The organism is Chondrinema litorale (assembly GCF_026250525.1).
Classification (GTDB): Bacteria; Bacteroidota; Bacteroidia; order Cytophagales; family Flammeovirgaceae; genus Chondrinema; species Chondrinema litorale.
Genome location: NZ_CP111045.1, coordinates 173444 through 199360, shown reverse-complemented (window position 1 = coordinate 199360; position 25917 = coordinate 173444). Strand labels below are relative to the sequence as shown.

The window sequence follows — 25917 nt, the reverse complement described above, 5'->3', positions numbered from 1 at the left end:
ATAAAGTGAAGTCAACCAATTAATTGTAAATTTTAGTCGCCAAACCTAATTTACAATGGAAGACTTCACCATCGCAATTTACTGTTTTCTTGACGATTATCTAAAAATCGGGCGCCCAAAAGAGGGACATATGCGCAAGCTGACAGATGCCCAGATCATCACCACTGCCATTGTGGCCGCCAGGTTTTTCGGTTGCAACTATGTAAGGGCACGGGCTTATCTAAGAGAGGGCCACCAGTTTGATTTTCCCGACAAATCCAATTTCAACCGCCATCTGCATCGGCTCGCGCCAACAATCTCAAGCTTGTTTTTTGCCCTCGGCCAGGCCATAAAAGAACTGAACACCGATAGCCGGTACCTCATCGATTCTTTCCCGGTCGCCGTTTGCAAAAACATCCGGATAAACAACTGCAGACTGCTCGGCGACAAGGCCTATAGAGGGAAGAACATGTCCAAAAGGGAGTACTTCTATGGCTTTAAGGTCCAGGTCATCGCCACTTCGGACGGCATCCCGGTCGAATACTTCATCTGTGCGGGCTCTTACCATGACATAACCGCGTTCAAGAGTATGGATATCGATTTGCCCCCTGACAGTGAGCTGTTCGCCGATAGTGCCTATACAGACTATGAGACAGAAGATTATTACAAAGAACTTGAGCACATCCACCTACTCGCGGTCCGAAAGTCAAATTCCAAAAGGCCAGACCATCCGGCCATGGCATACTTGAAGGACATGATGCGAAAAAGGATCGAGACCACTTTCTCTGAGATCTTGGCATGGTTCCCTTTGAAAATCCATGCCGTCACTGCCCAAGGGTTCATCCTTAAGATCGTGCTCTTCATTTTTGCCTTCACTATTCATAAATCTTTGTAAGCCGCAACTTGGGTTAACTAATTCCATTTAAATGCAAAGTAAGAACATGGTTCCTCCTTAGCATTTCTAATTCCATGTAGCGATTGAGAATTCATTAAATAAAAATCTCCGGCTGTCCCTTTGTACTCTTTGCCATCAATAGTCATCTCTGTTTCTCCCGAAAGTATTAATATAATTTCGGTTTCAACATGAGTATGAGGCTCATGACTAGGCCCTTTTCTATTTAGCTGTGTAACATGCATTTCAAATCGTTCACACATGGCTGTTGATCGATCAAAATAGGCTCGCCCACCACCTTTAGAACTTGGTTTAAAAGTGAGAGAATCTGCATTTAATACTAGAGATCCGCCTGAAGCAATTCCTCTTTCTATATCCATTTTCTTTTTCGATTTATACCTCATCACATAATATGTTAGATTACTGTCACCAACATTTTGAAGTGAATGTATTTGGCGTGGCATCAATAAAAAAATACCACCAGCACCAAGAATATGTTCCTTACCCTCAAGGGTGACTTTCATTAATCCTTCTTTAACAATGATACATTCCTCAATATCATTATTGGCATGAGCAGTGCTTGCTTCAGCTCCTGGAAATTGCGTTGTAGCATGTATTTCTAAATATTCTAAATGAGGGGATACGCCTTCGAGTATACTTCTCGATTCTCTTAATTCGCCAGCTTTTACAGCATGATCAGCCCATTTATATACTCCAGATTTTACTGGTTCTAGTTGTGCCATTATTGATTGAGTCATCAAGGATAAGATAATAGTTAATACAATTTTCATATTTCATTTTGTTAGAAGCTGCTAAATAGCAATTAGATTATTTCATAAGCATTTGCTGAATTTACTAAACTTTAGATAATCTCACACAAAAGAATTTTAGATTGGTCACACTGTGAGGAATACTACTAATCACCAATTAAAATTATCTTTCCTTTTCTGCTTTTTCCACCACTGAATCTATAAACTCTTTTTTCATGCTTGTATAGTTTCCCCTCTGATCACTGTACAATTCCATTAAATGCAACTTCATTGTTTCATACTCCCGTTTTATTGTTTCATTAGTCCTTAGATAATCTCTAAATAACAATTTGCGGTTCCATTCTGGATAATTCCCTTGAATGAAGTGTAGATGATGCGTTACAATATGCTCCTCATCCTGCTTGGCAAATACACGTTGGGGACCTTCTAACCTATTAACCCGTTCTTGATAGCCGATAACAGTAAGTTTAGCAACTAAAGATTGAATAGTTTTAATATCATCTATCTTAACAGCAATATCAATAATGGGTTTGGCTTGTAAACCTTCAATAGCAGTACTACCAATATGTTCAATAGACAATGCGATTGAACCTAAGATGGCTTGAAGAAGCTTCTTCTCAAGTAAGAAAGTATCCTTCCATTTTTCTTGGTAAGGAACAATCTTAACCGTGCCTCTTCTAACTCCTAATATCATTTTGTGTCTATTTATTATGTCTAACAATATAGTGACTTATAGATTGATTACCCAAAATAAGGCAGCGATTTCAATGATTTATTTTATTGTGAGATAAACTCAATGAGACACTTATCGATGTGAAAGTTGTTTTTAAAACAACCATAAGGGTTATTTTTGTCCAAATCCTTACTAAACTCATATTGACTTTATAGAGATTAAGGAGTTTGGAAAGCTTCGCATGTGTGAATACCTTTTATAACTATCAAACAAATCAGGGTTATCACCCGCTACTCTTGGATCCTTAGTAGACAATAATTTTTGAATCAGAACCTCCTTCATCTCTGTCTCAATGTGTTGATAGTCGTCTTTTCCAACCAGATTTTTTAAGCAAAAAGGATCTTTTGAAACCTGATATAATTCGAATTCAGGACGTTTACCTACTGCCCATTCAAAGTATGGGCGGACTGCTTCATCATCGTGATGCTCCACGATAAATGATTTACTGGGACTAGGATCAATATCAGTATATGCCCAATCTGAATGATGTACCCCATTTTCGTCAATGCCATACATAGGCAGCAAATCATTCTCATTTTCTGGATTAATCCGCTGTGGAGCACCGGCAGGCCAACGTTCTGGCTTCAGGTTCCAAATCAATAGAAATTCCTTACTACGAATCACCCGCTGTGGGTATCCCCAATTTAAATAGCGAGAAGATGAATGGCGTTCCCTTCCTGCAAAAACATATTGATCGGTCTTCAGTTCATCTCTCTCCTTATTGGATTCAAGAATTGCTTTCATACTCTTACCCGTGATAGGAAGCATACCTTCCTGCGAAGTATTTGTCATCTCAAGAATAGTTGGAGCTAAATCAACAAAACTGACAGGACCATCCACTGTTCTTCCTCCCGGAAATTTTTTTGGATAACGAATGGACAGTGGCACATGGACTCCATATTCAAAACTATTGGCTTTGGCTCTGGGAAATGGCATACCATTATCTGAAGTTACGATTACGATCGTATTATCCAATTCTCCAATTTTCTCCAAATAATCAAGCATTCGCTTCAATTGTGAGTCAAACCATTCGATCTCCACAGCATAATCAAGTAAATCTCGTCTAATGACTTCATTGTCGGGTAAGAACTCAGGAACTTCAACATCTTTAAGACTCTTGCCATTTCTTTTCCAAGAATCCTTTTCATAGTCACGATGGGGTTCAGTTGAGCCATACCAGAAAAAGAAGGGTTTATCTTTCTCTCGATGCTCCATAAAATATTCGAAATTGTCGAAGTAGTTAATTTTATCTATCCCTGTGGTTGTACGCTCGTCTGTATCAGAACCTTCCTCATAAAGCGTATGACTTCTTTCCACACCAGCAGCATCTTCTTTTCTCCATAAAGAATCTTCCTCAGAACGGGCATACCGAAATGGAGCCACTCCTTTCCCAGTTCTCCCAGTGTAATAACCATTGCCATTCAGCAAATCAACGAATGGAACATACTTTTTAGGCCATGATGAGGCATGTTGTCCTGCTTGCTCATTTTGCCAGTGAAATCTTCCGGTCACAATGGTACTTCTGGATGGTGCACATCCGGGAGATCCTGCATAACAATTAGTAAAATAAACTCCTTCTCTTGCTATTTTGTCAAATGCTGGTGTGTTTACAAAAGTGCAGCCAGCATAACTGGTATGATAAAATGATTGGTCATCACTGATCGCAAAAAGGATATTGACTCTTTCATCTGCTTGTTTCGTACTGCAGGCATATAGTAAACTCAAAAAACCAAGTTTCAAATAGAATATCGCTTTCTTCATCATCATTAAATTCCATTTTCAAACATTTGATCAATCATTAAAATCGTTTTATCGACATTCCAATAACCTATATACAGGCGTATTTTGGCATCATGTGATACTAATTCGATTCCAGCATCTTGATGAAATACCCTCCAACCACTGAGCGTGCCTGAAAATTAATCCGCTTCGCATTAACTGTGTTATAATAGTCCGTCATTGGAACCCGGTTAGGGGTATTCTCGGCAAAAGAATAAATGGGATCAATGAACTTTTCAAAAGTCTCTTTATCCTCCGCTAAAGTAGCTGTCCAAATGATCCAGTCAGACTTGGTTATTTCTTTCCTACTATCCAGAGGAAGGCCGTATTCATTTTGTAAGGTGAGATAGTATGGTATTTCTTTCGCTGCAATTTGTGGAGAGAAGATGTTTAGGCCCAGAAGCTTATCCCAAACCAGATTGTATTTTTGACTCCATGTTCCTTCCTTATCAAATGTCAGACGGAAGTGATTGCCATCTTTAGCCATTTGCTCCCATTCCTTAGCCATTTTCTCGGCTTCTGTTAAATACTTATTGGCTATTTCTTCTTTACCTATTTGCCTGGCTAGTTTACCATAGCTGGCAATTCCAATAATTGCTTTTATGGATAAGTTTGCATTATGTGCGGAGTGGCCGGCAAAGTCATCCGTGCAAAGTTGGTTCTCAGGATCCAGTCCATGATCCATCAGATAGTTTGCCCATGTAGTCAGGACATCCCAATGCTTCTCAGCATAATCAGCATTTCCATCCTGTTGGGCTATTGCAGCTGACAAAATGAGCATATTACCACATTCTTCAACTGGCATATCTCTACGATAAGTTTGCCCATTTGCCTGTGGATAGGTTCCCACATCATGTGCTGCAAACGGCTTAGGCCATTTTCCACTTTCTGAGTAATAAAAAATCGGATTCATCATCCCCTTCACAAGATCCGTATTATACTTTAGATAAAGTGGTGCGGAAGGATAGGTCACATCAACAGTACCTATAGAGCCATTGCTACAGTTCTCTTTCGACAAAAACAGAAGATTTCCTTCCTTATCTTTTGTAAGCTTGTGGGCTGCAATTGATTGACGATAAGCCAATGCACAAAGGGATGCATATTTTTTACCACCAACGGTTGTAGCCTCATTCCAAAGTTGGTTATCGAATTTTGAGCACAACTCCAGCAATGAATCGTGTTCATCGGATGCAGTGCCAAGCACTTCAGTTATGGTAGTACCACCCTGGGCCCACCAGGCTTTTAAGTTCTCACCTCACCAAAATATTAGACTTGTTCTGGTGTAAGTAATTGATAATCAATATTATTATTTTTGGGATAAAAAAGAAAAATGGCAATATCCTACAAAGAAATAAGAACAGAAAGACAATGGAAAGCGAGTACAGGGTTAAGTGAAGAGCAATTCAATAAGTTGGCTACTCTCTTTGAACAAGCATATGTTGAACTCTTTGATGAGACCATAGATGAAAGACAAAGTGGCTTCCCATCTGAAAGTGTATTTGCTACTTATAAAGACCTGTTCTTTTTTGGTTTATATAGCATAAAAAGTGCTCCGGCACCCGGCGGTCTGACTTATGATCTATTAGCTTTAAGTTTTGGACTAGCCCCTTCTAATGCCTATCAATCGCAGTCGCTTAGTTTGCAAGTACTTCAAGCTGTCTTAGAGCTAGGAGGATATATGCCAAAAAGAGCATATGCAACTGAGGAAGAGTTCAAAAAGCATTGGCCACCATGGACGTATGTTTGAATCTCTCGGCAAAAGAGATTAAATTATAGGAAAAGATGAGGAGAGAATGACGCCATGGAAGATACGTTTATCACGATATCGGGCCGCTGCCACCTTTAGGTTTATATCTATGGTTTTACATAGGTCATAAGATGGATAAGCTCTATCCATAAGCCAAATAACTTTGGGACTGAGCTGAGGCAGGTACTCAGAAATTTGGTGATAAATGACCCGAAATAAGTCTTGCTCACTTTCTGAATTACTCGCTAATGCTCCTTGAATTACTACATGATTGAGTACATCATATACTACACAAGACCTACCCATGGGCATACCTGTATCAGTATGATTCTTCCAAAGGCCAAAATGTTTTACTATAGCCGGTGAGGTTGGAAGTTGGCATAGACTTCCATCCACAGCAAAAACATAATAAGTGTTTTGATAGAGGCTGACCAAAGATGTTTGATAAAATCCCTGTACATACTTACCATTCAGGGCTATAAAGGCAGTATACTTCAACTTTTTGCGGGCTTTACTGAAAGCTTGTTTACTGCAAACCGAATAACTACCAATAGCGTTAAAGAAATTACTCACTTCAATACTGAGGTTCTTTACAACCCGATTGATTAAAATAGCAGCTATCTGTGAGAATCCCAATAGTCGTTTCCGAATAAAATCTTGTGACTTCATACTATGTTGCTTTTGAAAGTCAACACTAAAAAGTTCAGATTTAAGTAGCTCAAAAAAAAAGTAGCATATGTTTCCATCTTTTAAACCGATTACTTAATTATAACAATCTTTTTTATGCTTAAGTTGACGGCATTGACTGGGTCGCATAGACGGGGTCGCTTATAGCGCAACCAATTAAATCAACAATCGCCCTTGAGGACTATATACCTACCAGTCAGATTTCAGGATGGACTCTATCGTACCATTCAGCCTTAGGGCTTCTTCCAAAAGCTAACTACCAGAAAGGTACAAGTTGTTTTACTTAATCAATAAGCTTGGCTAAGCTAATCGCTGGATTCCAGGACGATACATAAATTTTATTAAAAATGCGAACAACTTTAATTCATTTATTGTTAGCTCTTCATCACTAAAAATATTTTTAGGATATGCCTATTTAAATTGGTGATTTTAAAGCTATTTTAGCGCAATGAAAGAAAAGTTTAGAATTTTTAGTGCGATAACTTTAACAACGATCTACTGCTTTGCAGTTGGTGCTGTTGCTTATTCGCCAGTAAATTCTGACTTCAATGAAAATAATAAAGGCGAACACGCAAAATATGCTGCATCGGTATCTTCAAAACTTGCTTACCATACATCACAAGTAGAGAACTCTGTAGATACTTTCTTCGAGTTTAGCACGCCGACTTTCAAAAAAACATTTGACGAGTTATGGCTCATTGCCAACTCTGTAGCGCATTTATTTGAAGCAGAATTTATTCAATACGAGAAATTCTCACTTGGTTTTCTTATAAATTATAGGAAAACCGATATCATATTTCCATTCCATTACTTCTGGTAATCCATTTCCACTTTTTCATGCTTTAAAAACGAATCTTATCGATTCAATCGGCTATGTAGCATGCTTAGCCTTTATCATTTTATTCTAAAATTTTAAATATTATAACCATGGAAATGGATTTAGGAACTGCCATTATAGGCATATTTGGTACTTTTTTATGTATTCTACCATTTATTTTAATTGCCAAAAGCAGAAAAAATAGAGCAAAGCAATTATTAAATTCGCTTACTAAAATTGCGAACGAACATCATTGCCAAATAAACCAAAAGGAAACTTTTGGGAACTTCGCAATTGGTTTAGATGAATTAAAAAATACCGTATTTTTTTACAGAGAAGCAAAAGATAAAGTAGATGAGCAATATATCAATCTTGCTGATTTTCAATCATGTAAAGTAATTAACACCAACAGAACTTTTAAGAGTAATAGCGGAATGCAAAAAGTGATTGACAAACTTGAATTGGATTTTATTCCTAAAACCCGAGAGAAGCAAGATATTAAACTAGAATTTTTTAATGCTGATGTAAGCTTACAACTTTACGAAGAGCTACAAGGTGTTGAAAAATGGTCGAAAATATTAAACGACAGATTGGTAAAAAAGTAAGTTAATAAAAAGCCTATGGAATTTTCATAGGCTTTTTTTTCGAAATTTATTGTCCCGTCCTGAATAAGCGTTACACAAAAAGTAACACTATGAAGAAAGACAATGAACCCCAGTATGTTAAGCGCACACAACGCGATTACAGTTATGCTTTTAAATTGCAGGTTGTTCAAGAAATAGAGAGCGGCTTTTTGGGAATAAAAGCGGCTCAACGAAAATATGGTATTCAAGGAAATGCTACGGTAAAAACTTGGCTGCTAAAATTTGGTAACTTAGATTGGGAGAATAAATCACATTTGAAAATGGAAAAATCCCCAGATCAAAAGCTTTTGGAGCTAGAAGACAAAGTCCGTTTACTAGAACAACAAAAAGCATCTCTAGAGAAGCGACTTGAAGATTCAGACAAGAAAGTGATCCTGTTTGATATGATGATAGATATTGCTGAAGCTGAGCTGAAAATACCCATCAGAAAAAAGTCTTTACCTCAACAGTTGATCGATTCAAGGTTGAACAAAAAGGGAGTGTGATACGGGCTTGTGAACTGTTGGGGATCAGTAGGCAGGTTTACTACCGCTCTATCAAAAGGAGGAGGTTAAAACAAGAAATAGCCACACAAGTAATTGCTATGGTACAAGAGGTACGCTTGAAAATGCCACGAATTGGCACACGAAAGTTATATCATTTGCTCTATGAACAGCTCAGAGAGTTAGGTGTTGGTCGAGATAGGTTATTCTCCATTATGAAAGCTAACCATTTACAAATAGTCCCGATGAAGCAATACCATGTCACCACAGACTCTCACCATCGATTTAGAAAGCATAAAAACCTTATCGAAAATTTTTATATCGATAAGCCTGAGCAAGTCTGGGTATCCGACATTACTTACATTGGCACAAGGGAAAACCCGATGTATTTATCATTAGTAACTGATGCCTACTCTAAGCAGATTATGGGATATAATGTATCAAATAGCCTAGATGCATCAGGAGCTGTAGAAGCTCTTCAAATGGCAATTACCAACCGACAATATCCTAAAAGGGAGTTGATTCATCATTCAGACAAAGGGCGCCTGCAAGGAGTACAGTACTGTTGTGATACCTATCAGCAGCTACTTCATAGTACTGAAATTGCTTGCAGCATGACAGAAAGTTATGATCCATATCAAAATGCAATAGCCGAAAGAGTAAATGGCCCCCATGGAATGGCATTTTAAAACACGAATTTATCTTAGGAATTACTACGTCAGATATAGAGCTAATGGACAAACTTATAGAACAGAGTATTTATATTTACAAACATGATCGGCCACATTGGAGCTGTTGGATGAACACTCCAGTTTTTATGCATCAACAAAACAAAGTCAAGATTAAGAACTATAGAAAGAAAAATAGCACCGAGTCTATTCCCGATGCTACTTAATTTTATCTTAAAATCTGTATCGATTTTTTAGGACTAGTCATATTAAAGATTTTAATTGCTCAACTCATCTTCTGATACTGGTAAAAACTTTTGTACACGTTTTCCAGGATTTACTTCTGAGGTATATATCGTTCCTTTCGAATCGACAACTAAGCTATGTACCCAACCAAATTGACCAGAGTTTCTACCACCAAAACCAAAAGAATTTATTACCTCCAATGTTTTATGATCTAACACCCAAACTTTCATATTGGCACCATCTGGAACATACACATAGCTTTGTGCTGGGTCTCTTGAAAATTCTATATCCCAAATCGAACCACTTCCACCATCATTAGCTATAAATGTTTCTCTAACAAATGTTCCATCTTTTTTGAAAACCTGAATTCTATTGTTGCTTCTATCTGCTACATAAACATTCCCCTCATTCGAAATAGTAACAGCGTGCACAGCAGTCCTAAAAGAGTGAATAGGTTCATCACCGGCAGATCTTAAAGGCAATTCATTATCGTGTGGAGCTTCTCCGTAAGCACCCCAATGTCTTTTATAAGCCCCTGTTTCAGAATCAAAAACAATCACTCTTCTATTAACATAACCATCAGCCACAAAAACTTCATTAGCTTCTATATCAACAGCAACATCTGCCGGACCTCCAAGCAGTAAGGTATCGTTACTTCCATTGGTTTGGCCAGATTTACCAATTTGCAAAAGTTGTTTCCCTTCCTTTGTTAGCTTTAAAACAGTGTGACCTTTGGCATCTGCAATCCATACGAAATCATCTGCATCTATATAAATTCCATGTTCTTTTCCAGCCCAAAGTTGATCGGGATCAGCACTTCCCTCTGATTCAAATATATTCCAAGCGTTTACTAAATTTCCCTCAGTATCAAATTCTATTACAGAGGGTGCGGGAGCACAACAATCTTTTTCTCCACTTGAAGCCCCAAGCTCCCTCCCATCTAAAGAATTGGGACGCTGTAAAATCCAGATATGATCGTGTTTATCAATAGAAAGACCAGGAACTTCTCCCAAAATCCAGCTATTGGGTAATTGTTTTGGCCAAAAAGCATCTACTTTAAAATTTGTAGATTTAAGTGAATCGAATGAGTTTTCTGTTTCTATTGCTTCTGTATTAATATTAGAGCAAGACGAAAAAATAGTAATGATAGAGACACTAGCTAAAACTAACTTAAAAAGTGTTTTCATGTTTTTAGGACTAAATTGAATGAAAATTGGTGGTAATTCACTCACTATATGTGATTAATTAAATAAGTGAGTATCAAAGTTTATTCGGAAAGGTAAATTGAAACATCTAAATATATGCAACCAGTTCAAATACATAATTATTAATTGGTTTATTTTTTTACAAAAACAGGCTTGATGTAATCTTTGTTATCAATAATGTAGTAACAATCGACATTTGGTTCATCTGGCTAAAATTCACTAAAAATTAAAACTGCATTATTGTTCCTCTTTAAAGAACCATATAGCTTTAATTGTTTCAATAAGTTACTAATAATCAAAAAGATAGATTTAAAATGAAAGCTGTACTATTTATTATTTGTATGCTTCTGGCTGTAAACTGTTTTGGCCAAATTGCAACCATTGGCGAAGCCTTACCCACTTGGCAAGAAGGCATGCTAGATTTGCATCATATAAATACTGGCAGAGGTGACGCAGCTTTTTATATATTTCCTGATGGAACAAGCATGTTACTAGATGCTGGAGAAATGAGCCCCACTGGTGATAGAATTTTTACTCCCAGAAATTCAACTATTCACCCTAATTATTCTAAAACTCCATCTGAATGGATCGTGAATTATATACAGCATGTTTATCCTAAAGAGATGGAAGTTAAACTGGATTATGCACTTATCACGCATTTTCACGACGACCATTATGGTGCATATTATCCGGGAGCAAAACTTTCGTCATCAGGTAAATATTACCTTACAGGCATTACTGGAGTAGCAGAGCAGATACCAGTAAAGCTATTAATAGATAGAGGTTATCCCGATTATAGTTATCCTGTGCCTCTCAAAAACAAAAAAAGAATACTTGCCGAAAATATTTATGACGAAGAAGAATACCAGAGCTTTGAGAATTACTGGAATTTTATCGATTACCAAGTTAGTGAAAATGGAATGCACGCAACATCACTCAAAGCCGGAAGCAATAACCAAATTGTATTGGTAAATAATCCATCAAAATATACGCAGTTTTCAGTGAGAAATATTATGTCTAATGGGGTGATTTGGAGAGGAATTGAAGATCAAACATACAATCATTTTCCTGATACAACCAATATGTCTTGGAAAAGCAGACCACACGAAAACCCATGTAGCAATGCTATTCGCATAGATTATGGCCCTTTTAATTATTTTACAGGTGGCGATATTCCGGGTGTAGCCGATCTAGGCAAACCCATATGGGCAGATTTGGAAACTCCTGCTGCACCGGCAATTGGCGAAGTTGATATTGCTACTTTAAATCATCATGGAAATAGAGACTCGCAAAACGAATTTTATGTAAGTACCATTAAACCAAGAGTGTGGGTGCAACAAACTTGGTCTTCTGACCATCCGGGGCATGAGGTTCTTAGAAGAATTACTTCTAGATATCTGTATACTGAGGAGCGAGATTTATTTGCTACGAACATATTAGAAGCCAACAAAAATGTAATTGGTCCTTCTTTAGAAAATAGTTACAAAAGCACTGAGGGACATATTTTAATAAGAGTATTGCCAGAAGGTAAAGAGTATTATGTAATTATTCTAGATGATGAAACAGAAGATTATAAAGTAACAAAAGTCTTTGGGCCATATAAATCGAAAGAATTACTCACCAAATAATTGGGCATAAAAAAGCCAGATAAAAATTTATCTGGCTTGCTTAATATAAAGTAACTCTGAATAATTAATTTTTAGATCTTTCATCAAGAAAAGCTACCTTATTCCATGACTTTAATTTTTGGTAACTCCTTAATTTAATAGCATTAGAAACAGAAGAGTTTCTTGTATTTTTATGTCTATTTGCTATGATATTGAATGCTAGTTTGGCTTCTTTTTTTGTCAAAGCAAATAACTCTTGTTCAAAACAATTGTCCATGTTTTTTTAACGTAAAATGTCATGCAAAGTACTCAAAAAAACTTGTAATTCTTCAAGAAAACAGATTAAATGTAAATGAATTATAGATTAATCATTGTTTTCGTTGAAAATTTGGCAATTTGACTAAAATCTTAAACTATGACAATCCCATCCCATTTTGTCATAATTTAGCTAATAACTATATCAGGCAAGACCTCCGCATTAAACTTAAAATTTTTCAGTAGACTTATTAATAAAGAAACTTGAACATAGCCTGAGTTTGTCTCCACTCTTAAAATGTTATCACAATCTTCGAGGTCAAAATTTGCCTTATACTCATCAAACTCTTCATGTATTTTTTTGAGTAACATACTGGCCTGTTCCTCACATTCAACATTTGTTTTGAATACTTCAACCATGATATTCTTATTAAAAAAATTCACCTTTCGGGTTTATAAATCAAAAGTATATTACCACAATTAAATGCGATAGAATTAAGCAATTTTAATTTTAAGGGAGACATTAAATCTTTAAAAAGTGGTTTCCCTTTTCCAATTGAAACTGGATTTATAATAATCCTGTATTCATCTATCAAATTGTTATTTATGAAGGTTGTTGCGAGATCTGCGCCTGCAAAAAGAACCAAATCTTTACCTTCTTGTTTTTTTATAGTGTTAATTTCATTCACAATATCACCATTAAATAAAGTAGAATTCCAAACAGCTTTATCTACTGTGTTGGAGAAACTATTTTTGACATCTCATTCATTACTTTGGCAAACTCTCCTTGTTGTTGCGGCCAGTAACTAATCATTAACTCATAAGATTTTCTACCATATAAAAAAGTATCAACAGTTTTAAAAAAATCCATCATATAAGTATCCATCTCCTCATCCCAAACATGCCAATTGATATCATGGTCATTTCCTTCCATAAAACCATCGGCACTCATCATCATAGAAAGTATCACTATTCTCATATCTTTTACGATTGTTTTAAGTAATAGATGCCGATTTTAGGCAGCAATTTTGGGTATTATTTTATTTAATTGATGAATATGCCTTTTGGTATGGAAAACACTAAACCACATCCACTCTAACCTAGTAAATTCTCCATATTCTGGAATTATAAAATCTGTACAAACGAGCTTTAAATCTTTATATCTGGCAACCGCTATTAAATCGTTAATTCTCCTTCTTAATGCACGTAGAAGCACTTTTCTATCTATCATTCCTTTAGAAGGCTCAATGTTTTTTGGAGATTGCATCTTAATATCAAAATCTAAAAACAAAGACTTTACTTCTGCCACTTTTTCATCAGCTCTTCTGCCTAATGGTTTTACTTTACCATTTAATGTTTCTACTACTGCATAAGACTTTAACAAATGCTCCCCTATTTGTGCGGCAGACCAGCCAGCATTCAACGGTTTATCATTTAATTCTTCTTGATTTAAAGAAGTTAGTAGACTTAATAATTCACTACTTACGATTTCGAATTGGGTTATTACTTCGGTGTGCATGGTTGTATTCTTTTTTAGGTTGATGTATTTGGCTTATAGCTATTTACTATAATGCCACATTCAAATTTTTTACTATCTAAAAGTTGCAGTTTAAATGTGCTCTCTAAAGCACCAAAAATTGACATTCCTTTTCCTAATGCAGATGGGTTTATAAAGAGATGGTACTCATCAATCAGGTTGTTTTTAATCAAATTTGAGACAAACTCTCCTCCTCCATATGCGATGATGTCGCCACCATTTTCTCGCTTTAACTGATTTACTTTCTCAACTAAATGTCCATTCTCAATTGTTGTTTGTTCCCAGTTATTCTCTTTTATGGTTTTGCTAAAAACCACTTTGGCTGTCTCTACCATTTTGCGAGCAAAGTCATTGGCTGTATCAGGATTTTCTAATTGACTTGTCCATGTTGGAATAAATCCCTCAGCGAGTTTTCGACCAAGTAAGATACAGTCTACAGGAGCTGTAATACCTTGAACATATTGGTTAAGTGGTTCATCCCAATTCCAAATTAACCAATCCATTTCGCCATTAGGTCCAGCAACAAAACTGTCGATAGATACCTGCACTTGTAATTTCAGTTTTCTCATTTTTATAAATGTTTTTTTGTTTTAAGTAACCAGTTATTTCCAAATTTGTCTGTAAGACCTCCGTAAAAAGCACCAAAAAAAGTTTCTTCTATAGGATAAGTAGTATCACCTTTTTCTGAAAGTTTATTAAAAGCATCTTCCAGTTCGTCTTTACTACTGCATTCTAGCATAATCGAAACTGAATTGCCTCTAATTAAGCCATGTTTACCTACCAGATCGGTAGCCATGAGTACAAAGCTCTCAGTTTTTAACTCTGCATGAATAATACATTCCCGCATTTGTTCTGGCATTATATTACCAAAAGGAGAATCTTTTATAGTTTGCAAATACAAGTCACCGCCCAAACAATCTTTGTAGAATTCCATTGCCTTTTGGCAATTCCCACTGAATGTTAAATAAGTTATTAATTGTTTCATTTATTTTCATAATTGAACAAAACAAAAATAATCCGCTACTATTAATAACAATAGGTATGAATCCGACTAAAAAAAGGGTATATTACGACAAAATTGTTTATATTAATAGCATGAAGACTGTAACTATTTTAGCACTTGAGTCTGCCGTGATGGAAGCAGTAACAAATCCAAGATATTTGTTTACCGCTGCAAACGAGTTTTGGCGAGTGTCTGGGCATCAAAATATGTTTGATGTACAGATTGTTGGCCAGCGACGCGAAGTTCGTTTACACGACGGAACATTCTCTGTTCATACTCACAAACTACTCAACGAAGTAGAAAAAACGGATCTAATTATTATCCCAGCACTATTTGGCAACCTAGATGCAGCTTTAGAATTAAATGAAGATGTAATTCCTTGGTTAGTTCAACACTATGAAAATGGTACTGAAATCGCGTCCTTATGCGTCGGAGCCTTTCTATTGGCAGGTACAGGACTGCTAAAAGGTAAACAGTGCTCTACCCATTGGGCATTTGGCAACGAGTTTAAAAATCGCTATCCAGATGTTAAGCTGGTAGAAGGTGGAATTATCACAGAAGACCAAGGTATTTATACCAGCGGTGGTGCCAATTCTTACTGGAATTTGCTCTTATATCTGCTAGAAAAATATACTGATCGTGATACGGCAATACTTGCAGCAAAATATTTTGCGGTAGATATTGATAGAAATAGTCAGTCTGCTTTTTCCATTTTTAATGGGCAAAAAGACCATAATGACGATCTGATAAAAAAGGCTCAAGAATTTATAGAGGCACATTTCCACGAAAAGATAACTGTAGAGCAACTCGCTGATATGCTGGCACTTAGCCGCAGAAGTTTTGAGCGGAGATTTAAAAAAGCAACTAATAACACAGTGATCGAATACACTCAACGTGTGAAAATAGAAGCAGCCAAAAGAAGCTTTGAAGGTACTAGAAAGAATATTTATGAGGTGATGTTTGATGTAGGATATACTGATACAAAAGCTTTTAGATCAGTATTCAAAAAAATAACAGGACTCACACCCATTGAATACCGAAATAAGTACAATAAAGAGTTGAGATAAGTCAGCCTATATCAAATAAAATGTAAATCACTGAATACCATGATAATCTTGGTAGTGCATCAGTATACATTTGCATTAACTATTAAACACACATTAATTTATAATTAACACGATGAATGAACAACCAGTAGATTTCAATATCTATAATGGGAAAGAAACTTTTGAAAAATTAAAATCGCAAATTGGATTCCCTGCTAATTACTTCAATGAGATTTTTATACTCGCTAAATCTACTGATGATAAAGACATACGTAAAGTTTGCACCGATATCATAAAAAAGCAGGCGCCAGACTTTATGAAGGAAGCTTTTAAATGCAGGAAAAAGTTCACTTTAAAAACTGATGGTAAATCAAACTCAAACCGATTATTGTCGCTATTTGAATTTGCAAATTATTCAGATGAATTAGACATCGGAAAAATGTATAAACTTATGTCTACCAGAGAATGTAACCTTTGGTTAGATGATGCTTCTGTTATAAATGCAATTAATCAAAAACCAGCACTCCTTGGCAGGTTAAATGGGTTAGAAAAGCTTATTATTAATAACGACTCTTTTCCATCTGGCGAAATCCCTAATAGTATCACACTACTTTCTTCACTAAAAGAACTACAAATAAAGGGTAGTTATAAATCTCTACCAGAGGAGTTTGGAGCCCTAAAAAACCTCGAACACTTAGAGTTTGAGCTTCCAAATATACAATCAATTCCTAACTCAATCGAAAATCTAAGAGCTCTAAAAACATTTACTTTTAGTGGGTCAACTTCTTTTTCATGTTTCAGTTATAATTCTGATATACAAGACTTTAACTGGTTAACTAAACTAACTAATTTAAAGAAACTTGAATTAAGTTTTTTTAATGTAAACTCACTCTATAGCTTGTGTTTACCTTTAGAACTTGAAGAGTTAGAGATTTTAAGGATGCCCAACCTAAAATCACTTCCAGAAAATATTGGTGAGCTAAAAAAACTAAAAGAATTATCGTTATGTGTGTTAGAAAATTTAGAAAAACTTCCGGATTCAATCAAAAATTTAAAAGACCTTAAAACTTGTGAGCTAAAAAAAATTCCTAAGATAGATAAAATACCTGGTGAACTTATTTTTGGTCATGCTGTAGAAAAAACAATTACAGATAAGCATATTGAGGTTACTCCTGTTTCCACTATAAGTAAAAGGACCAATTTTTTTATTAGTAATGTTAATTATTTGCATTATTTACTTAATAATGCTGAGTATTTCCCAGAGTTAGAAGAAGTACATCTCGATCGTATTTTAGAGGTAGAGCCTACAAAATATGGACTTGGTGCTTTAAAAAAACTAAAGCACATCAAACTTGGTAACATTGGAGATATACCCACTATCTTTAAAGATATTGAGCAATGTAAGCAATTAGAATCTATTTGGATTTATGGTTCAGGTGATGCACCTGAAAATACTTTAACAACTCTCCCAGAGGCCTTTTCAGAAATAAAGCATCTTCAAAAACTTACTATACAAACATGTAAAAATCTAATAATAAATACCGATTACCTACCTAGGCACATAGAAGATTGTAATATTCGATCAGTAAAAGAAATTGTAGCAGGTAAATCTCCATTCTCTTTTGATAATATCTCAATCAGTCAATCTCCAATTCTAAATATTGAAGTTTTTAATCAACAAATTTCTAGCAAAGTAATAAATATAGATTATGCTTATCCTGATGTAGCTGTAATTGAATCACTTAAAAATGTGGATATAATCAAGGGGTTTTATTTTAGAGGAGAACAAAAAGATGTAGGACCTTTATTACAAAAACTTAAGAATCTTGAAAAGCTAAAATTAATTTTTCCAGAAGGAAAAGAAGTTTCTTCGAGTGATTTAACTTCATATTCACATCCTAATTTGACGGACTTAAATATTAAAAACTTTACTGGTAATACTGATGAGTTTCAAGAACTATTGAAAAACACACCCAACCTCAAATTTTTATTTATAAGTAATTGTAAAGGTGTTTCAAAATTCCCAAAAGTTTCATTACCATTTCTTAAAACCTTTAATATTTACTCCTCTGACATTGCAAGTTTAGAAGAACTAGATTGCCCACAAATAACGACTTTCAGAACTAGTTTTTGCAACAATTTTGGCAATGAAGCAATAAGGACAGTAAGCAATTGGAAAAACCTTACAGAACTTTGGCTAGCTTATGTAAGTAATGGGGTTAATGAATATCCAGAATCTATAGCCGAACTACCTTTACATACACTCTATTTACAAGGTAAATTTCAGATGGGAGCTATACCTAAATTTCTAGGTAAAATAAAAACTTTACATACTTTACACCTAAATGGATTCTCTGTAGATAGTTTACCAATCGAACTAACAACTCTCACAAATCTCGAACAGTTAGATATTAATAGCACTTGGTTTAAAAACAAGTTACCAGAAGAATTTAAAAACCTGAAGCTGAAAAAGCTTGGCTATTATATGAGCAAATTCTCTGGAAATAATCTAAAAAAAGAACTTTACGAACCATTGCTAACTCCAAGTTATACAAGTTTTGTTAAAAAGCTTGATTCTGAAGAATGGTATCTTAAAGATTGGTCTAGTACTGAGATTGAGAAAATATAACTTTCCTTAATATTTATATAAAAAAGCGAGTCAGTTTTTAAACCATCTCGCTTTTCTTAAACAGCTAATTATTTGCTGTAAAACTTCCAATTGCTCTTATAATTTTTCTTCAATTTTTGATCTGTTAAAATAGCTCTTACCATTTCTACAGGCATGCTGTTTTCGTGCATTACAGCATCGTGGTATTCCTTATAAGTCATTTTTCCAGAATCTACCAATTCCTTTTTCATGGCATAGAATTGCATACCACCCAACATATAAGCTATTTGGTAAAGCGGACCATAACTGCTAGTAAATGAACGTCTCACCTCTCCTTCTGCATTTGCTCTTTCGTGTCCTACTCTGTCTACTAAATAATCGATACACTGTTGCGGTGTCCAGTTTCCTAAATGATAATTCAATGAGAAAATGATTCTGGCGCAACGGTGCATTCTCCAAAATAACATACCGATGCGGTCTTCTGGAGATTGTGGAAAATCCATATCCCATAAAACAAGCTCCCAATACAATGCCCAGCCTTCTGTCCAGAATGGAGTTCTGTATCTTCTGTAAGGTTTATATCTTTGGTTCATAAAACCTTGTAAATGGTGACCAGCTATTAATTCGTGATGCACAGTTGCCCTCGAAAAATGAGGATTGTTACCACGCATACTCATCATTTTTTCATCGTGGTTCATCTCATCTGTCGGATAGGAAATTTGAAGCACTTCACCTCCTAAAAAGAAAGGACTAATCAATTGTCTTTCTGGTGGAATCATCGTCATTCTCCAAGTCTCTTCAGCCACTGATGGAATGGTAATAAGGTCATTTTTCTTTAAGAAATCTACAGACTCATTGTAAAGTTTCAACATGGCTTCTGGCTGCTGTCCCGGTGGTACGAAAGACTGTTTTACTTTTTCTTGGGCCGCTTTCCAGTCAGTGCCAAAGCCCATTTCTTTAGTTGCCTTTAATAATTCAGCATCGCACCAAGCAAATTCCTTATTGGCAATTTCAATCAATTCTTCTGGTGTATAAGGTATTATCTCATATTCGAGTAACCTAATTAACTCTTCTCTACCTATTGGAAAACCAATAATACCGCTGCCATCGTCTGCTGGTAAGGTTGCAGAATCTATATGAGTTTTAATCTCTACCGCATAATCACTTAAAGACTTTTGCAATACCTCATAAGGCTTGGTAACCCACCAAGTAAAATCAGGATCGTATCCTTTGTAAAAATCATAAACACTTGAAAGTGCCTTCTTTTGCCCAACTATAACCTCACCAGCTCTACTTATAATAGCTCTTGTATAAACAGGATTTTCGCTTTTTAGCTCAGCTTTGGTACTTTCTATCTTTTTTATAATATCGTTTAATTGAGTGGCTACTTCCATCCCATTCATGTGCTTGCCTCTTCTTCTGAGCTTTTCCAGTTCGTAAACTGGATTAGCTGGAGCCACCCATTTTGAAATTGCATCGTATTCCTCTTTCTCTTTATCTAAGCGATAGATTCTATCATCTATCCATCTCTTTAAAATAACATAGTCAACTTGCCCACCAGTAGAAAGATCGTTGAAATTAAATGCTTCTAGTTTATCTAAATATTGCTGATAGAACTCTTTAAAACGCTCTCTTTTTTCTGGTGAACTATCAATAAAATAATATCTGTTCAAACTACCATAGTCAGCCCAAAACTGGTTGCTAATATCGTATAGTTCTGTTACTGATGAGGTTTCTATTTTACCGTTTGACTGAGACCTGAGGCTTGGACTTATGAGAATAAAAAAATTAGTTACTAAACATGTAACTAATATTGTAGGTTTGATCATTGTTAGTTTATAAGCCATATGAAATTTTTAAAAAAATGGTATTTTTTTAGGTATCAGGAAAATAAATACCCTGATTTTTTAATTTCACTAAAATTAGCTAGCACCTATAAACTTTGCAAGAAGATGGAAAAATGAAAAATAATATTATAATAATTCAATTTTATTCATCTTCATTTAAACTAAAATGATTTTTGTAAGGAATTATATTTTTCCTCTATTTATCTCCATACTTATCGTCTAAATAATATATTACTTTTTTATTATATAATCTATCATAATTTGTGTTATTAGTAATACAACCGCCACTACCTACTAAAGAAAGTTTATACTTCCTTTTTAGTTTTTTATAAGATTTTGAATTATGGTCAAAAATAAATGCACTGGATCCTCCTCTATTTGCAAATAATTTTAAATCATTATTAGCTATATCATCAGCTAGTGAGTAAGGATTAGGAATTCTTTCTAATTTAACATGAAAAGTATTTGGTTTATCTACACCAACCTCGACCTTTGCTGATTTTCCATAATAGTTTAAGCAATTTACAAACACATAGTATTTACCAGCAGGCAAATCATTTCTAGTATAATAATGATGTCCGGTTGAATCAATCTGTCTATATAAGAATGGATATGAAAGAAACTCATTAGTTTCTTGTGAAGAGATTAAAACACGTTTTACGTCCTTTAAATCCCCTAGAGAATCTAGCACAGGAATTACCTTGAGTGTAAAGGTTTCTTTTTTAATATCTTGAGAATAAATATTTAAAGAGAAAAATAAACCAAAAACGGTTAGTATTTCTTTCATTATATGCTGATTAAAATAATTTTTTATATATTCTAATATACTATAAATTAATGGTATCCAAAATTTGCTTTTGTATCATTTTACATGCGTATTGTCCAGTTTTTAGCACAAATCATAATAAATTCCAAATGAGCTTTGACGAAAATAATGGCTAACAAAAAGACCTCAATCATCTTTTTCTACTAACACTTAAAGATAAAATTGAAGCAATGGGGCAGCATGTTGAGTTCTCGACTCAATCCTTTTAAACAATCAGAAATGGCACGAAGGTTATTTTATGTTAGAAGAGTTTGCTGCAAATGGGAAATTCCAGATATGTTTCTGGTGCAAAAGCAATTTGTGATGTTCAGGAGAAGTGATAAGTACGATATGTAAAAAGAAGTGCAAACACTTTAATCAGCATTTGCACTTTGTTTCCTTAAACTTCTTTATCCATTAAATCAGACACCACATAGTATCTCGGATCATCAATAGAAGTTTCTATAATTTTTTCGAATTTAGGATCAGCTTTTAAGAGCAATGTTTTACATTCTGGACTCAAATGTGTTAACCTCAACTCTTTACCCTGACTCATGTATTTATGTGCCAAATTATCTATAGCTTCTATACCTGAGTGGTCACTTACTCTTGATTCAATAAAATCAATTTCAACTTTTTCAGGATCGCCATTCACATCAAATTTAGAACTGAAGTTTTGAACTGATCCGAAGAACAAAGGCCCCCAGATTTCATAAACTTTAGTGCCATCTTCTTTAATTCTCTTACGTGCACGGATCATGGTAGCGTTTTTCCAAGCAAATACAATTGCCGAAATTACAACACCAGCTAAAACTGCTACAGCCAAATCTTTCCATACAGTAATCGCAGATACAGCTATTAAAACAATGGCATCAGACTTTGGAATTTTATGAAGAATCCTAAAACTACTCCATGCAAAGGTGCCAATTACCACCATAAACATAACACCAACTAAAGCAGCAATAGGGATTTGTTCAATTAATGAAGCACCAAAAAGCACAAAACATAACAATGCGACTGCTGCTACAACACCAGATAATCTACCGCGACCACCAGAATTCACATTAATGATAGATTGGCCGATCATGGCGCAACCTCCCATACCACCAAATAAACCATTGAGAATGTTGGCTCCACCTTGAGCTACACATTCCCAGTTTCCACTTCCTCTGGTTTCAGTAATTTCATCTACTAAATTCAAAGTCATTAAAGATTCTATTAAACCTACAGCAGCCAATAGAAATGCAGTAGAAAAAATTAATCCCCAGTGTCCTTCTACAGTCTTGATCATGTCAAATATCTGCCATTGAAATTGAGGTAATGAACCTTTTAAACCTGAACCTCCACCATCTCTAATAAAAGAACCTACTGTACTTACATCTAAACCACCAGCTATAGTAATTGCAGCAACTATTACGATACCTGCTAATGCCGCTGGAATTTTTTTAGTGAGTTTGGGTAAGAAGTACATAATTCCCATTGTAAGAGCAACAAGAGCAAGCATAATGTACAACTCTGAACCTTGTAACCACATTTTCTCATCTCCCACAGTTTTCTTGAACATACCTAATTGTGCAATAAAGATCACAATCGCTAAACCGTTCACAAAACCCATCATTACAGGATGCGGTATCAATCGCACAAACTTTCCTAATCTAAAAACACCAGCAGAACCTTGAATTACCCCAACAATTAACAATGTTATAAACAACCATTGTAAACCTAGATTTTCAATTGGTGTATCCAAAGTCAAGCCCACCTCATTGCCTTCTTTGATCATGTTTACCATTACTACTGCCATTGCGCCAGTAGCACCTGAGATCATACCCGGTCTACCACCAAAAAGTGCAGTAATGAGCCCCATCATAAAAGCTCCGTACAAACCAACCAGCGGATCAATTTTAGCAATAAAGGAGAATGCTACTGCTTCTGGTACGAGCGCCAAGGCTACAGTTAAACCAGATAAAATATCGTCTTTTGGATTGAAAGTAAAGTTGTGCGTAATTCTATGTATCATAGCTGCTTTCAATTTTAAAAAGCTGCAAAGATAGAACTTTATTTGTCAGTAATGAAGTAAGACTCTAAAATTGAGTCAATATCTTGATATTTAACTTAAAATACACAAAGTATTTTTTGAAAATTCATATTAAATAGGCAAAATATTGCATTTTTTGAAATTTATTTCATTTCGATTTTGAGAATGATATTATTGATTATGCAAACCTATTTCTCTATATAGTTTTAGTGTACAGTCTGCTTGTCTTTGCCAAACCCTAATACCCTTGCCATGAGAAATACCTTTTGCTTCTGGCAAACTCCAACTTACAAAAAACTTCGGGTATTCAATTACATAATCGCCTAGCACTTCAAAACCTTGATTGTATACATGAATAGAATCGATACTTACATTGTTACTAGTATACTCAATGAGGTGTTCATTAATATTGCCAAAACCAGATTTAATAGAATCTGCAAAAGGTAAAAACATACCATCATCAGTAAAAAATGATGAGCGTAAAGCCGCATTGTGAGTTTTTACTCCTTTTTCCATTAAAGCATTTACTGCCATTAATTCAAAAGCTATGTGATTGTTAACATCAACTGGAATATCTTCTAGGGTATTAGCTGAGCTAACCACTAATGATTCTGGGTTTTCAATTGGATGAAAATACCCCCAACATTCAGCCTTAAGTTTTAGTGAGTTATCTGTTTGTACCTGCCAAACATTACAGTACTTACCATTTTGCTTTAAAAGATTTTGCTTACCAAGCAATCTATATTCTTTTTTAAAAGTACCCAATTCCACCAGAGTATTCCCCATTGTGATCACCTCAAAAATCTCTTTCTCAAACAGTTCAACTTCTTCCCTTTTAAATATCTCCAAAAAATAGGATTCAATCATTTTCACACCCCTCATACTAAGTTGATACTCCGGCATGCAAAGTGTTTCATCTGTATAATATTTTAATCTTTCTTCGAGGTTTTCTTTAAGAACTGAATTAGTAAAAAGGGTATTCATATTGAGCAAGCGTTCATCTAAAGAATTTGACTTGAATGATGGAGTTGTATCGTCTTTATATTTCTTGGCTGTGCAAGAACAAAAACTTAAAAAGCAGACAATTGGAATGATCGCTGCTGGAAATTTAAATGAGTTTCTCATGATTTTTTTTTTAGACCTGAAACAAATTGAAACCATGTTAAGCTATCTTAAAAGTTAATTTGACGAGCAGAAACGATTAATTGACAAGTGATCGAGTTAAACTTTTTAACCCTTTTACAATTAGCTATTTCCAACAATATGCATCTTGTAAATAACTACTTGCCATTTATCAATTAATAGCAGCCATTGGTGTATTTAAAGAGATAGAGAGCTTATAATTTAGTATTTTAACCTTTAAAAGAAACTCCGAAATTGGCTAAATGAAACTTCGACCAGATAAACAAACTGCAATTAACTGGTTGTTGAAGTATAAACTTCATCACATTCCATTCTGGTGCGTGTACCATTATATATGGTGGGTGGTTGCAATGGGTAATCCTTTTCATGTTGCCAGCCACATTGCCTTTTCCATCTATGCTTTTAAGTTTTGGTCTTATGTTACTTTTCAGGCATTGGCGGTATATTTTAACCTGTATTTTCTTATTCCAAAACTGCTTGAAAAGGGAAAATTCATTTTATACATTTTAAGTTTAACACTCACCATATTTGCGAGCTCTTTTTGTATTTTATCAGGTTATTTTTTGAGTGATTTTTTCTCAGATAAAACTTTTTATCAACTCTTTAATATCCATCCGAATGAGTTTATGAATTTGGTATTATCGACTGCGCTGCCATCTTGTGTTGCCAGCATGACGCTTGCAATGAGTATTAAGCTCACAAAAAACTGGCTACAGAGTAAGAGAAGACAGCAATTACTCGAAAAGGAAAAACTGGAAACTGAATTAAAATTTCTTAAACACCAATTCAATCCACATTTTCTATTTAACACCATCAATTCTATCTTTTTTCTTATTCATAAAAACCCAGACATGGCTTCGGCATCTTTGGCTAAGTTTTCAGATTTACTACGCTACCAACTTTACGAATGTAACGATAAGCAAATTCCGCTTGGTAAAGAGATTCAGTATATGCAAAACTTTATAGAGCTTGAAAAACTGAGGCAAAACCAGAATGTATCTGTTGAATTGAATATTGAAAATGAAAATTCTAAGCATTTAGGCATTGCACCTTTCATTTTAATGACATTCGTAGAAAATGCTTTTAAACATGTTTCTAAAGATTATGACAAGCAAAACACGATTAATCTAGACTTGAAACTATTGCAAAATCATTTATATTTTTCAATATCTAACTCAATATCAACTGACGCAAACACAACGTCTAATTTGATAAGTGATAAGGGCATTGGGCTAAAAAATGTGCAAAGAAGATTGGATTTGCTCTATCCAGAAAATCACAATTTAGTTATCAAAAATGGACAGGACTTTTTTGAAGTCGATCTAGATTTAGAACTCAATGAATTATACATAAATTCAGAAGCCAGTTTTCCCCAACTATAA

Annotated in this window: 27 protein-coding genes and 1 pseudogene; 11 read left to right on the top strand and 17 right to left on the bottom strand. The window is 35.0% G+C overall.

All coding sequences use genetic code 11. The annotated features are described in order from the left end of the window. The first annotated feature begins 55 nt into the window (after positions 1-55). Entirely contained in the window at positions 56-874 is an 819-nt protein-coding gene (locus OQ292_RS23715) for an IS982 family transposase (RefSeq protein ID WP_284683176.1), read from the top strand. 17 nt (positions 875-891) lie between these two features. Here the strand turns inward: OQ292_RS23715 and OQ292_RS23710 are convergent, their stop codons facing one another. The 4 genes and pseudogenes from OQ292_RS23710 to OQ292_RS23695 form a co-directional block, all read right to left on the bottom strand. Beyond that, complete coding sequence (locus OQ292_RS23710; protein ID WP_284686864.1) at positions 892-1662, bottom strand: cupin domain-containing protein; 771 nt, start codon at positions 1660-1662, stop codon at positions 892-894. Positions 1663-1804: 142 nt separating this feature from the next. After that, positions 1805-2335, bottom strand: coding sequence for a GrpB family protein (locus tag OQ292_RS23705; protein WP_284686863.1), 531 nt, complete (start codon positions 2333-2335; stop codon positions 1805-1807). A gap of 177 nt (positions 2336-2512) precedes the next feature. Further along, positions 2513-4141 carry a sulfatase family protein gene (locus tag OQ292_RS23700; RefSeq protein ID WP_284686862.1) on the bottom strand — a complete coding sequence of 543 codons (1629 nt, stop codon included), beginning with the start codon at positions 4139-4141 and terminating at the stop codon, positions 2513-2515. Between the two features lie 94 nt (positions 4142-4235). Then, positions 4236-5408 (bottom strand): annotated as a pseudogene (locus tag OQ292_RS23695) (glutaminase domain-containing protein); the annotation flags it as partial. 75 nt (positions 5409-5483) lie between these two features. Between OQ292_RS23695 and OQ292_RS23690 the strand changes: the two are divergent. Beyond that, entirely contained in the window at positions 5484-5900 is a 417-nt protein-coding gene (locus tag OQ292_RS23690; RefSeq protein ID WP_284686861.1) for a hypothetical protein, read from the top strand. 18 nt (positions 5901-5918) lie between these two features. Here OQ292_RS23690 and OQ292_RS23685 read toward each other — a convergent pair whose 3' ends face one another. Next, the gene (locus OQ292_RS23685) at positions 5919-6569 is read right to left on the bottom strand and encodes a hypothetical protein (protein ID WP_284686860.1); all 651 of its coding nucleotides are present in this window, start codon (positions 6567-6569) and stop codon (positions 5919-5921) included. A 466-nt stretch (positions 6570-7035) separates the two neighbouring features. Between OQ292_RS23685 and OQ292_RS23680 the strand changes: the two genes are divergently transcribed. The 5 genes from OQ292_RS23680 (at position 7036) to OQ292_RS23660 (ending at position 9425) form a co-directional block, all read left to right on the top strand. Next, positions 7036-7407: a hypothetical protein gene (locus OQ292_RS23680; protein ID WP_284686859.1), complete on the top strand. Its 372-nt coding sequence runs from the start codon at positions 7036-7038 to the stop codon at positions 7405-7407. Between the two features lie 107 nt (positions 7408-7514). Further along, complete coding sequence (locus OQ292_RS23675) at positions 7515-8009, top strand: hypothetical protein (RefSeq protein ID WP_284686858.1); 495 nt, start codon at positions 7515-7517, stop codon at positions 8007-8009. 89 nt (positions 8010-8098) lie between these two features. After that, positions 8099-8533 carry a transposase gene (locus OQ292_RS23670; protein ID WP_284683237.1) on the top strand — a complete coding sequence of 145 codons (435 nt, stop codon included), beginning with the start codon at positions 8099-8101 and terminating at the stop codon, positions 8531-8533. A 17-nt stretch (positions 8534-8550) separates the two neighbouring features. Continuing rightward, entirely contained in the window at positions 8551-9219 is a 669-nt protein-coding gene (locus OQ292_RS23665) for an IS3 family transposase (protein WP_284683236.1), read from the top strand. Positions 9220-9263: 44 nt separating this feature from the next. Continuing rightward, a complete protein-coding gene (locus OQ292_RS23660) occupies positions 9264-9425 on the top strand; it encodes a hypothetical protein (protein WP_284683235.1) in 162 nt (53 codons plus the stop codon). 51 nt (positions 9426-9476) lie between these two features. On the opposite strand, the gene OQ292_RS23655 is transcribed toward OQ292_RS23660, so the two are convergent. Then, positions 9477-10631: an NHL repeat-containing protein gene (locus OQ292_RS23655; protein WP_284686857.1), complete on the bottom strand. Its 1155-nt coding sequence runs from the start codon at positions 10629-10631 to the stop codon at positions 9477-9479. Between the two features lie 332 nt (positions 10632-10963). On the opposite strand from OQ292_RS23655, the gene OQ292_RS23650 reads away from it, so the two are divergent. Beyond that, a complete protein-coding gene (locus tag OQ292_RS23650; protein ID WP_284686856.1) occupies positions 10964-12277 on the top strand; it encodes a ComEC/Rec2 family competence protein in 1314 nt (437 codons plus the stop codon). Between the two features lie 64 nt (positions 12278-12341). On the opposite strand, the gene OQ292_RS23645 is transcribed toward OQ292_RS23650, so the two are convergent. The 7 genes from OQ292_RS23645 to OQ292_RS23615 all read right to left on the bottom strand — a co-directional run bounded on the left by OQ292_RS23645 (position 12342) and on the right by OQ292_RS23615 (position 15033). Then, entirely contained in the window at positions 12342-12533 is a 192-nt protein-coding gene (locus tag OQ292_RS23645; protein WP_284686855.1) for a hypothetical protein, read from the bottom strand. A gap of 167 nt (positions 12534-12700) precedes the next feature. Further along, complete coding sequence (locus tag OQ292_RS23640; RefSeq protein ID WP_284686854.1) at positions 12701-12931, bottom strand: hypothetical protein; 231 nt, start codon at positions 12929-12931, stop codon at positions 12701-12703. Positions 12932-12951: 20 nt separating this feature from the next. After that, positions 12952-13200 (bottom strand): dihydrofolate reductase family protein, encoded by a 249-nt coding sequence (locus OQ292_RS23635; RefSeq protein WP_284686853.1) that lies wholly within the window; start codon positions 13198-13200, stop codon positions 12952-12954. Between the two features lie 41 nt (positions 13201-13241). Further along, positions 13242-13490 carry a dihydrofolate reductase family protein gene (locus OQ292_RS23630; protein WP_284686852.1) on the bottom strand — a complete coding sequence of 83 codons (249 nt, stop codon included), beginning with the start codon at positions 13488-13490 and terminating at the stop codon, positions 13242-13244. 36 nt (positions 13491-13526) lie between these two features. Further along, the gene (locus OQ292_RS23625; protein WP_284686851.1) at positions 13527-14030 is read right to left on the bottom strand and encodes a DinB family protein; all 504 of its coding nucleotides are present in this window, start codon (positions 14028-14030) and stop codon (positions 13527-13529) included. Positions 14031-14044: 14 nt separating this feature from the next. Further along, positions 14045-14617, bottom strand: coding sequence for a dihydrofolate reductase family protein (locus OQ292_RS23620; protein WP_284686850.1), 573 nt, complete (start codon positions 14615-14617; stop codon positions 14045-14047). A 2-nt stretch (positions 14618-14619) separates the two neighbouring features. Continuing rightward, positions 14620-15033, bottom strand: a complete 414-nt coding sequence (locus OQ292_RS23615; RefSeq protein WP_284686849.1) for a VOC family protein — start codon at positions 15031-15033, stop codon at positions 14620-14622. A 110-nt stretch (positions 15034-15143) separates the two neighbouring features. Between OQ292_RS23615 and OQ292_RS23610 the strand changes: the two genes are divergently transcribed. Then, positions 15144-16118 (top strand): GlxA family transcriptional regulator, encoded by a 975-nt coding sequence (locus tag OQ292_RS23610; RefSeq protein WP_284686904.1) that lies wholly within the window; start codon positions 15144-15146, stop codon positions 16116-16118. A gap of 112 nt (positions 16119-16230) precedes the next feature. After that, positions 16231-18726 carry a leucine-rich repeat domain-containing protein gene (locus OQ292_RS23605; RefSeq protein WP_284686848.1) on the top strand — a complete coding sequence of 832 codons (2496 nt, stop codon included), beginning with the start codon at positions 16231-16233 and terminating at the stop codon, positions 18724-18726. 68 nt (positions 18727-18794) lie between these two features. On the opposite strand, the gene OQ292_RS23600 is transcribed toward OQ292_RS23605, so the two are convergent. The 4 genes from OQ292_RS23600 to OQ292_RS23585 all read right to left on the bottom strand — a co-directional run bounded on the left by OQ292_RS23600 (position 18795) and on the right by OQ292_RS23585 (position 24517). After that, positions 18795-20552 carry a DUF885 family protein gene (locus tag OQ292_RS23600; protein WP_284686847.1) on the bottom strand — a complete coding sequence of 586 codons (1758 nt, stop codon included), beginning with the start codon at positions 20550-20552 and terminating at the stop codon, positions 18795-18797. A 196-nt stretch (positions 20553-20748) separates the two neighbouring features. Continuing rightward, positions 20749-21339, bottom strand: coding sequence for an FEKKY domain-containing protein (locus tag OQ292_RS23595; RefSeq protein ID WP_284686846.1), 591 nt, complete (start codon positions 21337-21339; stop codon positions 20749-20751). Between the two features lie 418 nt (positions 21340-21757). Next, positions 21758-23374, bottom strand: coding sequence for a SulP family inorganic anion transporter (locus OQ292_RS23590; RefSeq protein WP_284686845.1), 1617 nt, complete (start codon positions 23372-23374; stop codon positions 21758-21760). A gap of 189 nt (positions 23375-23563) precedes the next feature. Continuing rightward, positions 23564-24517, bottom strand: coding sequence for a hypothetical protein (locus tag OQ292_RS23585; RefSeq protein ID WP_284686844.1), 954 nt, complete (start codon positions 24515-24517; stop codon positions 23564-23566). A gap of 260 nt (positions 24518-24777) precedes the next feature. Between OQ292_RS23585 and OQ292_RS23580 the strand changes: the two genes are divergently transcribed. Continuing rightward, positions 24778-25917 (top strand): sensor histidine kinase, encoded by a 1140-nt coding sequence (locus OQ292_RS23580; RefSeq protein WP_284686843.1) that lies wholly within the window; start codon positions 24778-24780, stop codon positions 25915-25917.